Source organism: Winogradskyella flava (assembly GCF_014243395.1).
Classification (GTDB): domain Bacteria; phylum Bacteroidota; class Bacteroidia; order Flavobacteriales; family Flavobacteriaceae; genus Winogradskyella; species Winogradskyella flava.
Window position 1 is genome coordinate 495,863 of sequence record NZ_JACLCP010000002.1, and the last position, 13,300, is coordinate 509,162.

General features: G+C 35.1%; 14 protein-coding genes. 7 read left to right on the forward strand and 7 right to left on the reverse strand.

Features of this window, described 5'->3' with window-relative positions; genetic code table 11:
• Positions 1-81: 81 nt before the first annotated feature.
• Positions 82-1,644 (reverse strand): NAD(P)H-hydrate dehydratase, encoded by a 1,563-nt coding sequence (locus H7F21_RS09335; RefSeq protein WP_185788997.1) that lies wholly within the window; start codon positions 1,642-1,644, stop codon positions 82-84.
• A gap of 91 nt (positions 1,645-1,735) precedes the next feature.
• Between H7F21_RS09335 and H7F21_RS09340 the strand changes: the two genes are divergently transcribed.
• Positions 1,736-2,254, forward strand: a complete 519-nt coding sequence (locus H7F21_RS09340; RefSeq protein WP_343067595.1) for a GNAT family N-acetyltransferase — start codon at positions 1,736-1,738, stop codon at positions 2,252-2,254.
• Positions 2,255-2,365: 111 nt separating this feature from the next.
• Complete coding sequence (locus H7F21_RS09345; protein ID WP_185788999.1) at positions 2,366-3,466, forward strand: T9SS type A sorting domain-containing protein; 1,101 nt, start codon at positions 2,366-2,368, stop codon at positions 3,464-3,466.
• Here the strand turns inward: H7F21_RS09345 and holA are convergent.
• On the reverse strand, positions 3,463-4,470 hold the full coding sequence (gene holA, locus H7F21_RS09350; protein WP_185789000.1) for a DNA polymerase III subunit delta: 1,008 nt from the start codon (positions 4,468-4,470) through the stop codon (positions 3,463-3,465). The two genes, H7F21_RS09345 and holA, sit on opposite strands and share 4 nt — an antisense overlap.
• A 116-nt stretch (positions 4,471-4,586) precedes the next feature.
• Here holA and H7F21_RS09355 point away from each other — a divergent pair, with 116 nt between their 5' ends.
• The 3 genes from H7F21_RS09355 (at position 4,587) to H7F21_RS09365 (ending at position 6,992) form a co-directional block, all read left to right on the forward strand.
• Positions 4,587-5,036 (forward strand): type I restriction enzyme HsdR N-terminal domain-containing protein, encoded by a 450-nt coding sequence (locus H7F21_RS09355; protein ID WP_185789001.1) that lies wholly within the window; start codon positions 4,587-4,589, stop codon positions 5,034-5,036.
• Positions 5,037-6,029, forward strand: coding sequence for a glycosyltransferase family 2 protein (locus H7F21_RS09360; protein WP_185789002.1), 993 nt, complete (start codon positions 5,037-5,039; stop codon positions 6,027-6,029). It abuts the gene before it with no gap.
• A gap of 105 nt (positions 6,030-6,134) precedes the next feature.
• Positions 6,135-6,992, forward strand: coding sequence for an OmpA/MotB family protein (locus H7F21_RS09365; RefSeq protein ID WP_185789003.1), 858 nt, complete (start codon positions 6,135-6,137; stop codon positions 6,990-6,992).
• 79 nt (positions 6,993-7,071) lie between these two features.
• On the opposite strand, the gene H7F21_RS09370 is transcribed toward H7F21_RS09365, so the two are convergent.
• The 4 genes from H7F21_RS09370 to H7F21_RS09385 are packed head-to-tail and all read right to left on the reverse strand — an operon-like array spanning position 7,072 to position 10,821.
• Positions 7,072-8,154, reverse strand: coding sequence for an AMP-binding protein (locus H7F21_RS09370; RefSeq protein WP_185789004.1), 1,083 nt, complete (start codon positions 8,152-8,154; stop codon positions 7,072-7,074).
• A complete protein-coding gene (locus tag H7F21_RS09375) occupies positions 8,155-9,090 on the reverse strand; it encodes a CPBP family intramembrane glutamic endopeptidase (protein WP_185789005.1) in 936 nt (311 codons plus the stop codon).
• A 2-nt stretch (positions 9,091-9,092) separates the two neighbouring features.
• Complete coding sequence (locus H7F21_RS09380; RefSeq protein WP_185789225.1) at positions 9,093-10,127, reverse strand: enolase C-terminal domain-like protein; 1,035 nt, start codon at positions 10,125-10,127, stop codon at positions 9,093-9,095.
• A gap of 4 nt (positions 10,128-10,131) precedes the next feature.
• Positions 10,132-10,821: a DUF2490 domain-containing protein gene (locus tag H7F21_RS09385; RefSeq protein ID WP_185789006.1), complete on the reverse strand. Its 690-nt coding sequence runs from the start codon at positions 10,819-10,821 to the stop codon at positions 10,132-10,134.
• Positions 10,822-10,916: 95 nt separating this feature from the next.
• Here H7F21_RS09385 and H7F21_RS09390 point away from each other — a divergent pair, with 95 nt between their 5' ends.
• Together H7F21_RS09390 and H7F21_RS09395 are read left to right on the forward strand one after the other, a co-directional pair.
• Positions 10,917-11,813 (forward strand): sterol desaturase family protein, encoded by an 897-nt coding sequence (locus H7F21_RS09390; protein WP_185789007.1) that lies wholly within the window; start codon positions 10,917-10,919, stop codon positions 11,811-11,813.
• Positions 11,810-12,601: an SDR family oxidoreductase gene (locus tag H7F21_RS09395; RefSeq protein WP_185789008.1), complete on the forward strand. Its 792-nt coding sequence runs from the start codon at positions 11,810-11,812 to the stop codon at positions 12,599-12,601. The genes H7F21_RS09390 and H7F21_RS09395 overlap by 4 nt, the downstream gene beginning before the upstream one ends.
• A gap of 1 nt (position 12,602) precedes the next feature.
• Here H7F21_RS09395 and H7F21_RS09400 read toward each other — a convergent pair whose 3' ends face one another.
• On the reverse strand, positions 12,603-13,280 hold the full coding sequence (locus H7F21_RS09400) for a metal-dependent hydrolase (RefSeq protein ID WP_185789009.1): 678 nt from the start codon (positions 13,278-13,280) through the stop codon (positions 12,603-12,605).
• Between the last annotated feature and the right edge of the window lie 20 nt (positions 13,281-13,300).

A 13,300-nucleotide genomic window follows, 5' to 3' on the forward strand; every position in this document is an offset into this window, starting at 1 on the left:
AAAATAGTATTAAATAAAAAAAGCCTTCCAATTATAGAAGGCTTTTTTTGTATGCTATATTTTTTATCATCCTTTATAATTTTACCCTTGCTTTTCCTGTTGCCCTTCTTGTTCCTGCGACTGTTCTGGTTGCTTAAATAAATCAATATAGGCTTCTCCAATGGTTTCGATAATATGACTAGCTATTAAACTCTGATAACCATAATCTTCTAAAGAAATATCGGCAGCCTTTCCATGAAGATAAACACCAAAAATTGTTGCGGCTAATGGCTCATAACCTTGTGCAATTAAACCAGAAATAATTCCCGTTAAAACATCTCCACTTCCAGCTGTCGCCATACCAGGGTTTCCGGTAGTATTGATGTACAACTTATCTTGATAAACCGTAATGGAGTTGGCTCCTTTTAAAAGCACGATAACATTGTACTTCTTGGACAACGTTTTTGCCTTTTCAAGTTTGTCAAAATCATCAGACCACTTACCTACTAAACGTTCGAGTTCTTTTGGATGCGGCGTCAATATCGTCTGCTCTGGCAACAACTGTAATAATGCTTTCTTTTTCGACAATAAATTTAGACCGTCTGCATCGATAACCAGAGGTGTTTTATTATTTTTTAAAAATGCCTCAAACGCTTTTGCCGTTTCCGGAGCTGTTCCAAGTCCTACTCCAAAACCAATAACACTTGGTACAATTCCAAAGTCAATATTAGCAATAAAAGCCTCTTCTTTATCCGTTATGACCATTGCCTCCGGCAAAGAAGATTGAAGACTATGGTAGCCGCACTTCGGAACGTAAGCTGTTACTAAACCAGCGCCAGAACCAAAAGCGGCTCTACTCGCTAAATTAACCGCACCTATCTTTCCATAGCTTCCACCAAGGATCATAACATGACCAAAATCTCCCTTATGCGCAAATTTATCGCGTGGCTTGTAAAGTGGTAATACTTCAAACTTAGAAATTAGCTCCACTTCCGTTTCAGTTTGCATTAAATAATCCCTATCTATTCCAATGTCCAATACTTCCCATTGCACAGTATACTTGGCGGTTTCTGGTAAAAAGAACACCAACTTTGGAGATTGAAAGCTAATGGTGTAATTGGCATAGACTACGGCATTTTCATCTTCTACAGCCTTGTTGGTATATAATCCTGACGGAATATCGACTGATAATGTAAATGCCTTTGACGCTCTCCATCGTTGAAATAATTCTTGTACCCAATCATTAGGCGGACGATTTAAGCCAATACCAAAAACTGCATCAACGATAATATCTCTTTCCTCTATCACAATTTCAGAAAAATCTGCACCACAACTCAGCATTTTAGGCCAATCTTTAGTAACATTTTTAATACGGTCGTAATTGATCAAAAAATCCTTGGACCGTTTATCGCTGCAATTTATAATGTATGTGATAACATTATAACCATGAGTAATTAAATGTCTTGCCAATACCAAACCATCTCCTCCATTATTGCCAATACCACAGAATACATGGATAGGCACTTGCGCACCTTGCATTCGCATGTGAATCCAATTAAAAATTTGTGTTCCTGCGCGCTCCATTAAATCTGTAGATGATATGTTTTGCCGTTCTGCAGTGAGCTTATCGCCTTCGTAAATTTGTTCTTTTGAGAAAACTTTCATGTATTAATTCTGTATATTGAATGCTAATTTCCCTGTAAAAATAACATATTCCAATTCAATTGGATAATAATATATTTAGATGACTGTTAAGGTGAAAAAAACAATTAAAACTCAAAGACTGTACATCAGACCTGTAACCACAAATGATGCTCCATTTATTTTGGAACTAATGAACACACCTAAATGGATTCAATTTATTGGTGATAGAAATGTCAAAACTGTTGAAGAAGCAGCGATCTACATTAAAGAAAAGGCATTTTCGCAATTAGAAAAGTACGGTTATGGTAATAATGTTATTATTAAAAAAGATGATAACGTAAAGCTAGGTACTTGTGGCTTGTATCATCGAGATGACAGAGAAGATCCCGATATTGGTTTTGCTTTTCTTCCTGAATATGAACGTAAAGGCTATGCCTTTGAAGCTTCACAACAGTTAATCGTTGCTGCAAAAGAAGATTATGGTTTGTCCGAATTAAGTGCATATACGCTTGAGGACAATACATCTTCAAGAAAATTGTTAGAACGTTTGGGCTTTATTTTAAAAGGGATTGGTCATCTTCCTAATAATGATGCTGAACTCTTACATTATCACAGATTTTTAGATTTTTAGGTCATCGTAAAGTCTCTTACTTGCGTTTTATCCTAAATACGGGTGACTTATATACTTTTTATTTTCTAAACCAATAGAATAACTACATTTAGCACTAGAAGTAGATATCTTATGGATAAGTATTTGATTTTATATATCATTCTTATTACGGCTTTCTTGGGAGTAAGGGCGCAACAGCTCACCCTTGAAACAGATCTTGATGCCTCGATAAATGAAAGCTCGGGATTGCTCTATCTCAACAATACCTTAATTACACATAATGACACTGATGGTACAAATCAATTATATGAAGTAGATGTAAATACTGGTGCAATTACTAGGACCATTACAATTACTAATGGAATAAATGGAGATTGGGAAGATTTAGCACATGATGACACCTATATTTATATTGGTGATTTTGGAAATTACGAAGGTCAAAGAACTGACCTGAAAGTTTATCGTATTTCTATCAATGATTATTTTGCAAATACCTCGGTTACTGCTGATGTCATCAATTTCAGTTATAGTGATCAAACTGATTTTACACCAAGTCCGCTAATGACCAACTATGATGCAGAAGGATTAATTCATCATGATAATAAGCTATATGTGTTCTCTAAGAATTGGGTAGATGGCAACACGGATATTTACGAGCTATCGAAAACACCTGGTACATATAGTATTTCTGCAACAGACACCATTGCTGTTCAAGGTTTGATTTCAGGAGCAACTTTTAATGCTTTAAACAACCATATTGTGCTTACTGGCTATGATACCAATGGGGCATTTCTCGTCGAGCTCGATGGATTTCATTCTGGTCAATTTTCTAACGGAACTGTAACAAAAACTTCAGTTGGCGTTCCCACAAACTATTCGCCACAAATTGAAGGCATTGCACCAATTGATGATAACGCATATTACATCTCTGCTGAAGAAAACACATCCGTTGCTTCAGGCTTGTACAGTTTTAATATGTCAACCTTAGGTATTTCTGAAAATGAGCAGATTGACTTTATCTTTTATCCTAACCCGGCGAAAGTATCCATTACTTTGAATCAAGACCATTGCAGCACTGCGATTTACACTATTACTGGACAATTGATAAAAACCTCTAAAGACAAACAAATTGATATATCTGAATTAGATTCTGGGTTGTATCTAATTACCATTGCAAAAACCTCCACCGGAAATTCTGTGACTAAAAGGTTGATTATTGACAAAGGTAACTAACCTAAAATACGAACCAACAACTCCTTTAGCAAATCACCTTGAGGCACCGCATTAGAGCCTACACCTTTGCTCTTAACATCGAACTCACGAAGTAAAGCGATTATGGAACTTACTTTTTTCATCGGGTAATTGCGAGCAGCTGTTAAATACTCATTTACAAAATATGGATTGACCTTTAAAGCTGAAGCAACACTGCGAGGTGATTTGTCAGTTAGCCCATGTAAATGTAATAACTGCGAAAAGAAACTAAATAATAGAGAAACCGAGACAACCATCGGATTATCCTTGGGGTTATCGGCAAAATATTTCGCTATCTGATGCGCCTTAACCACGTTACGCTCACCAACTGCCTTACGAAGCTCAAAATTGTTGAAATCTTTACTAATACCAATATTCTCTTCGATATGCTCTGGAGTGATTTGAGTACCTTCCGGAAGTACGATTCTTAATTTATCAAGCTCATTATTCACTTTACTCAAATCAGTTCCTAAAAATTCAACAAGCATCTGAGCAGCCTTAGGTGAGATGTCATAGCCTTGACCTTTTAAGACACGTCTAATCCAATCTGGCACTTGGTTCTCATAGAGTTTTTTACTTTCAAAAACCATACCTCCACTTTTACTAATGGTCTTGTATAAAGCCTTTCGCTTATCTAGCTTCTTGTATTTATAATTTACGACCAAAACTGTAGTAGGTTGAGGATTTTCGGCATACTGCGCTAATTTTTCAATCGTTCTACTGAGATCCTGAGCTTCCTTAACTATAACAACTTGCCGCTCTGCCATCATAGGATAGCGCTTAGCATTGCTCACAATATCGTCTATACTGACATCACGACCGTAGAGCACCATTTGATTAAAGCCTTTTTCGGCTTCGTCAAGTATGTTATCCTCAATAAAATCAGAAATCTTATCAATATAATAAGCTTCTTCACCCATCAAAAAATAGATAGGCTTTATGTCTCCTTTCTTTATTGCTGCAACTAATTGTTTTACGTCGTCCAAATTTATAAATTGTGATTCCTTTCGAGTTTTAACCTAAGTCAAAAAGTATCGAAAAGTTATCGATAATATTTCTGAGAAAATCACTCGAAGTGACATTATAATTTTAATTTTGTGTAGTGCAAGAACTCAACTTTCCAAAGTTTGAATACCGTTTCAAAAGTACTGAAAATAAAGTTTCTATTTTTGATGTCATTCGGAAAAAATTCATCATTCTTCAACCTGAAGAATGGGTGAGACAACATTGCGTTCATTTTCTTATTAATGTGAAGAATTTTCCCAAATCCTTAATCAATGTCGAAAAGGAATTAAACATTAATGGACTCAAAAAGCGTTATGATATCGTGGTTTTTAATTCCGACGGCACTATACATTTAATTGTGGAGTGTAAATCTTATACTATAAGCATAAATCAAGATACGTTTGACCAGATTGCCCGCTATAATTTGGCCTTAAATGCAAACTATTTAATGGTAACCAATGGTTTAAATCATTATTATTGCCAAATGGATATGGAAGCAGAGCACTACAATTTCCTGAAAGATATCCCAAACTATATTAAAACATAGATGTACACGACTAAGGACATAGCTGTTGTAATTTTAAACTGGAATGGAAAAGCCTTACTAGAGCAATTCTTGCTTTCAGTTATAAAATATTCTAATGACGCTATAATTTATCTTGCTGATAATGCCTCTACAGATGATTCTGTAACTTTCGTAGTTAAACATTTCCCAAATGTAAAAATCATTCAAAATTCAGAAAATGGTGGTTATGCTAAAGGCTATAATGATGCTTTAAAGCATGTTAAGCAACCTCTACTGTGCTTATTGAATAGCGATATTGAAGTGACAGAAAATTGGTTAGAGCCTATTGTAAATCAGTTTAATAATGATGCTAATACAGCAATAATTCAACCAAAGATTTTAGATTTTAAAAAGAAGTCTCATTTTGAATACGCTGGTGCCGCAGGTGGTTTCATTGATAAGTATGGCTATCCTTATTGCCGTGGTCGTATTTTTGACACCATAGAGGAAGATAAAGGTCAATACAATAATGTCATCAACATTTTTTGGGCTTCTGGTGCTTGTTTATTTATAAAAAATGAAGTTTTCAAAAGTTTAGAGGGCTTTGACGAAAGTTATTTCGCTCACATGGAGGAGATTGATTTGTGTTGGCGTGCTTTCAACAGCAATTACAAAGCTGAATATGTTGGAGCTTCGACCGTATATCATGTAGGTGGTGCAACATTAAACAATACTAATCCTAGAAAGACGTATCTCAACTTTAGAAATAGCCTATTCTGCTTAGCTAAAAATACCGATAAAAATGTGTTTTTTCGTATGGTTTGGAGAATGAAACTTGATGGTATTGCAGCGCTGCGATTTTTATTGCAATTAAAACCACAACATTTCTTTGCTATCTTAAAGGCGCACTTTTCATTTTACAATAACTTAAGTCGTATTTTAAAACAACGTAGACAACTTCCAAAACGTTCAGGGTACTATACTGAGAATTCTATTGTTTGGTCCTATTTTATTAAACAGAGAAAAACATTTTAATTGTTTATAAAACTGTTAAAAGTTTTGTTAATCGTTGTTCCCTCATCTTTTCTTTTCTATAATTTTGAAGTGTTGTAATTAACAATTAAAACTTTGATTTAAATTATGAAAAAACTAATGTTATTAAGTGTTTGCTCAATGGTGTTGCTAGCATCTTGCGTGTCGAAGAAAGAGTACGCTGCACTTGAAGCAAAACAACAAGAAACACAGGATTTATTAAACACTGCAACTGTAAAGTTAAATAGCTGTCTATCAGATGTTGCTGCGGCGAATGCTCGTGTAGAGGCTATGAAGGAGCAACTAGCTGATCTACGAAAAAGTAATGATGCATTAATAAAAAGTTCACAAGATTTAACAGAATTAACGAGTAAGGGTGCCACAAATCTAGAAAAGTCATTAGAAAGTCTTAAAGAGAGTAATTTAAAAATTACGCGCTTGCAGGATGCTTTAACACGCAAAGATAGTGTGACTTTAGCTATCGTAACAAGCCTTAAAAAAGAGGTTGGGATGAACGATTCCGACATTGAGATTAATGTAGAAAAAGGTGTTGTGTTTATTTCTATTGCCGACAAATTATTATTTCAAAGTGGAAGCTATAACGTAACAACTAGAGCTAATGAAATATTGGGCAAAGTTGCTACAGTCATTAATAGTAAACCAGATTTTGAAGCAATGGTTGAATCTCATACCGACAATGTATCATACAGCAAACCACCATTATTAGACAATTGGGATTTAAGTGTTAAACGTGCAACTTCAGTTGTAAGAGTTTTAGAAAGCTTAGGTGTAAATTCTCAACAATTAATTGCTGCTGGTCGCAGTTCTTATGTACCATTGGTGGAAAATGATACTGCCGAAAACAGAGCCAAAAATAGACGTACTCGTATCGTGGTATTACCGAAGATTGACCAATTCTATGAAATGGTTGAAGAGGAAATGAAAAACCTTTCTGCTGAGAATTAATCTCAAACAACAAATAATATTAAAAAACCCAATGCGATTGCATTGGGTTTTTAGTTAATGTATAGTTTCAATGAGTTAACTAGCCAATTGCAGCCTTAACCGTTTTTTTACGTTGAATTTTTCCATTAACGGTTTCCACAAACTTTTCTGATGTGTAGATATGTTTCGGGACTTCGAATTTTGTAAGTCCTTTTACTAGTTTGATTCGTTTTGCAATGCTTTCTACGGAATCCCTAGGATCTTCAACAATTAAGACCAGTTTTTCTCCAAGTGCAGCATCCTCTTCGCCAGCAACAATAAAACGCTCGTCTATTACTGGCTGTAGTTTTTCTTCAATCTGCTCGGGAAATAGCTTTACGCCTCCTGAGTTAATGACATTGTCGTAGCGTCCTTTTAAGACAAAACTTGTTTCAGACTTTAAATCTACGATATCGTTCGTCACCAATGCTTCCTTTACCAATTTAGAGGCATTAATGATAAGGCAATTTCTATCATCTTGGTCAAAACTCACGTTGGGTAAGGCTCTAAATAAATTATCACCTTTCGCCGCTTTGGACTCTAGTTGTCTCACAGCAACATGAGTTACGGTTTCGGTCATCCCGTAAGTTTCATAAAACTTAGATGGGCAGTTCTGAATACGCTCTAGTAATGGCTTGGTGACTTTAGATCCGCCTATAATGATAGTTTTAATATTTTGAGTGTAATTAACGGTATGCTTTAATTGCAAAGGTATCATAGCGCAAAAGTCATAACACTTTTCATAGTCAAAAATAGGGTGAGCGCTTGGCTCTACGCAGTCTATTTCCAATCCTAAAATCATAGCTCTAACGAGCATCATTTTACCTGCGATATAATGGCTAGGTAAGCAATCTATCGCTGTATTTCCAGGCTCTAACCCAAAGAAATCTCCAGTAGCAATAGCCGAATTGACCATAGCTTGCTTTTTAAGCTTTAAAAGCTTCGGCTGACCTGTTGACCCAGATGTCTTTACATGCAGATAGTCTTTATTGTTTAACCAGTCTATTAAAAAATTTCCAGTAACCTTTTCATAGGATTCACCTTCCTTTATAAGGCTATAGGCTACCTCCTTTAGATCTTCAAAGTCAAAATGAAGCCCATTAAACTTAAATCGGTTATGAATCTTATCGTATCTGGGTGTCATTTACTCAATAATTTTGTAATCTTCTTTTGGTGGTTCAGTTACCTTTCCAAACAGGCGATCTTTCCAGTTATTCCAACCATAGCGCTTAGATAAGATAAGTAACATTATTGGATATACGACCAAAACAGGAATTAAAATTTCACCAACAATACTCATCGATGGTTCTGCAGTGCTCTTGAAAACAGCGTCGGTCTGAAGGGCTGTCCAATCTGCAGTAATCAAAAGTGAAGCTAGTAGGTTATTACCTAAATGGAATCCTAAAGCCAATTCCAGTCCATCATCCATTAAAGTCATTATGCCTAATAAAAGACCAGTACCTACATAGAAAATCATCATTTTCCAAAATCCAATAGCTCCTACTTCTGGGTTTGCCGCATGTGCAATACCGAACAATACTGATGTAAGAATCAATGGGAACCATTTGTTTTTAACCATAACACCTATATGTTGCATGAAATAACCTCTAAACAGATACTCTTCTAGTCCAATTTGAAATGGAAATAAGACGATACTAACCAAAAATAGTATGGTGAATTTTCCAGCGTCAAACTGAAAAACAATTTCAGAAGAATCCATGGAATAGCCTATAAAGAATGTAACCAGCGTAAATGTTGCAATCATCATAAACGAAAAGAAAACTCTACCATAATCCACCTTACTCCTAGCCGTAGTTAACGATAATAAGCTTCTTTGATGAACAAATTTTACTAATAAAAATAATAGACCTAATAAAAAAGCAAATGGAACTAGGTTTATGGCCAAGTTTAGACTCGATGGTATATTGGCGAAAAGATCGTATGCAGCATCTAAATCTGCTTGATCATAAGTTAAATAGATAATAAAGTTACCTAGAAATACACCGCCTACCAATATAGTAGTTAAGATAAACATCCATAGATGTCGTTGTCCTTTATAAGCTTGTTGTATATAGTTCATAGCTATAAATTAAATTTCCAATTTTGGGTTAAATCGTAATGCAAAGTACCATTTTTTACGGTTAATGGCGAATCGAAATTATTTGTAAACAGACCTCCAGTACCTAAACCTTGTGGCATCTTACTATGTTTGGTATACGTATACTGAGCTATAGCATTAAGCCCAATGTTACTTTCCAAGGCACTTGTTATCCACCAATCGGAATTGCTCTGTTTCGCGAGCATTATCCAATTATTGGTATTATGAAAACCACCTACTAGACTTGGCTTCAAAATAATATATTGTGGTTTTATGGTTTGCAACAACTGTTTTCTTTTAGGTACAGAAAAAACACCTATAAGTTCTTCATCTAAAGCAATATTGAGTGGTGTTTTATCGCATAACATTGCCATCTCTTCCCATTGTCCCTGTTGAATAGGTTGCTCGATAGAATGCAATTGGTATTCTGAAAGGCGTTTTAACTTTTCTAAGGCTTCGTCTGGCGAAAACGCGCCATTGGCATCAACCCTTAACTCAATATCTGAAACGGAAAACTCTTTTCTAATAGATTTGAGAATATCTAATTCCGTTTGGAAGTCAATCGCTCCTATCTTTAGTTTAATACAATCAAAACCAGTTTCAATCTTTTCTTGGATTTGCTCTCGCATAAAGGCTTCGCTTCCCATCCAAACTAATCCGTTTATTGGAATACTATCGGTACTTTCGGTAAATTTTGAAGGCAATAAAGTAAAAGTGTCTCTGCTTTCTAACGATTTAAAAGCCATCTCTACACCAAACTGAATACTCGGAAATTCGATAAGCTCATCAAGTAAAGCATTAAGACCTAAATCAATATTATTACAAGCCCATTTTAACTTGTCTTCATAGTCAGGTCTATCATCAATAGAAAGACCTCTTAGAATCCCACATTCACCTATGCCCCTTTTGCCATTGTCTTCAAGAATCACAAACCAGGTTTCTTTGGTAGTCATTACACCACGAGATGTTCCACTAGACCTTTTAAAGTTTAAAATATACCTGTAATAACTTGCCTTTATCATCTTAGATTCTATGGTGCATACTAAATTGTAACTGCCCTTTTCCCCATGTCACGGTTTTTTGATTCATCCAACCGAACTGAAAACGAATTTTAGGATTTAATACGTACCCTACACCTAAATAAGTACGGTTTCTATCAAAGATCTGAACCTCTCTTCCATCTCCAATATCAGTTTGTCCATTGATGAATAACTCATTATATAATGCCACATATATAGCTTTTGGACTTAATGCTTTGCTATTAAGTGGTACATTTAAAAATAAATTATAACGGTAGCGTGTTCTAAAATCTTGATCCTCTACAAAGCGTTGTTCGTATCTAAATCTGTGAGTTAAATAGAAGCGATTACCCAATTTTTGAGGAATTAAAGCTTCTTGATAAATTCTACTTTCTGCTGAAGTATCATCGCTTTCGCCAAATTGTCCTGTAGTAACATTTCCATAGCCCAAAGTAAACTTTACACCTGCATCTTTAGGAGAATAGGTAATTCCAGAGCGCAAGAGTAACTGTTCCTTATCTCCTAATCCCTGCCAGTCTCTATATTGAAAATCTCCTTGAATTCCCCATTGACTATTTTTAAACTGATGACTGTAAAAATACATATACCATGCGCCCGTTTGAGATTCATCAATTTGTGAAAAGCCTTTATAAATAGATACAAAAAATATGAGAGCTAAAAGTTTAAATTTCATAAATATGATTTGGAAAAATTAAGCTATAAAAATACATAACTAACCATTTTTAAGCGAGTATTTATCTCAAAAAAACTATTTTTAAAGAAAAATAAATGCCAGACTTCCCAAATATCATTCTCTATGCCATTCCGTTTTTTATGTTGGCTATGCTTTTGGAACTCTATGTCACTGCCAGAAAACAAATAAAGACTTATGAACCAAAGGATGCATTTTCTTCCATTGCGATGGGATTAGGTAATGTGTTTTTGGGTTTTGCAAGCAAAGCTTTAGTATTACTCGTGTTTTTTTGGATTTATGATAATTTTAGGTTACTCGAAATTCCTGTAGCATGGTGGTCTTTCGTCTTGTTGTTTTTTGCTGATGACCTTTCTTATTATTGGTTTCATCGCATATCGCATGAGTGTCGCTTATTTTGGGCTTCACATGTCGTGCATCACTCTTCCAAACATTATAATTTAAGTACAGCTTTAAGACAGACTTGGTCTGGAGGTTTTTACACCTTTATTTTTTGGTTGTGGTTACCACTTTTAGGATTTCATCCTGCTCTGATATTATTACAAATGTCCATTAGCTTATTATATCAATTTTGGATTCATACGGAAGCCATACACAAAATGCCTAGATGGTTCGAGGCTATTTTCAATACACCTTCTCATCATCGTGTGCATCATGGTAGCAATCCTATTTATCTCGATCGTAATCACGCAGGTATCTTAATCATTTGGGATAAACTATTTGGTACTTTTCAACCCGAATTGGAAGAAGAAAAAGTGACGTATGGCTTGGTAAAAAACATTAAGACCTTTAATCCTATCAGAATTGCATTTATAGAATGGCTTCATATGTTTAAAGATGCATTTACGGGACGTAAATCTTTAAAAAGTAGAGTACTCTACCTACTAAAACCACCTGGTTGGAAACATGATGGCACAGGAAAAATTTCTGATGATCTCAGACAGGACTGGATCAACTCTAAAAAGCACTTATGAAATTTGAAAATAAAATTATATGGATTACTGGAGCCTCAAGTGGCATCGGAAAAGCTTTAGCTATTGAGCTCTCAAAATATAACTGTAAACTTATTTTATCCTCCAGGCGAGAAGAAGAATTACAAGACGTAAAACGTAATTGTTCCAAGCCAGAGAATGTGGAAGTACTTACTCTAGATTTGGCCGATTATCTTAACATGAAACCAATTGCTGAAAGTGCCATTAAACGCTTCGGAAAAGTTGATATACTCATTAATAATGGTGGTATTAGCCAACGTTCACCAATTATAGAAACATCAATTGAAGTAGATAAAAAATTGATGGAAATTGACTATTTAGGGACTATCGCTTTATCTAAGGCTTTACTTCCTCACTTTGTGACCAATACATCTGGACATTATGTCGTTGTGTCTAGTCTAATGGGTAAGTTTAGCTCCCATTACAGATCAGCCTATTGTGGTGCAAAACATGCTCTGCATGGCTTTTTTGATGCATTGCGCTTAGAACATGACAAGGACAATATAAAGGTGACTATAATCTGTCCTGGTTTTGTTAACACCAATGTGGCTCGTAATGCCTTGACAGCCGACGGAACTCAACAAGGCTATCAAGACGAAATGACAGAGAACGGATTGGATGTCGATGTCTTTGTTAGCAAAATGATTAAAGCTATTCGCAAAGAAAAGTTTGAGGCTTATATTGGCAAGTTTGAAAAGTTTGGTGTTTTTGTAAAACGATTATCACCAAGATTAATTCATAAGTTGGTGATGCGGAGCAAAGTTCGTTGAACTATTTCACTTCCATACTATCACCAATATTCAATAGTTTTAGCGATTTTAATTGCGCATCAAATTTAGCTTTGGCTCTTACTTTATCAATTTCAATATAACCAAATGTATCAAAATGATACCCTAAAACTTTATTGCAATCAACAAACTTACTCGCTCTAATAGCATCATCTACACCCATTGTAAAGTTGTCGCCTATTGGTAAAACAGCTAAATCCAGATCAAATTCTTTACCAATCAATTTCATATCGTAAGTTAGAGCTGTGTCACCAGCAATGTAAATGGTCTTATCTGCTTCTAGAACGAAGCCTCCTGGTTGTCCGCCATAACTACCGTCAGGAAAAGATGACGTATGTATAGCATTCACATATTTCAGTTTCCCAAATTCAAAATTCCATTTACCACCATGATTCATAGGATGACCTTCGAATCCAAGATTTTGATAATGAACTACAATTTCATAATTAGAAACAATAATAGCTCCTGTGCGTTTTGCTATAACTTCTGTATCCAAGATATGATCTTGATGTGCATGAGTTAGCAAAATATAATCTGCCTTAATACTATCGATATCTATATGAGCAGCTTTTTCATTACCACTTATAAATGGATCAACCAATATGTGAGTTCCATTAGTTTCTATACCCAAACAAGCGTGACCGTAAAATGTAATTTTCATAATTAGGTATTTTATTATTG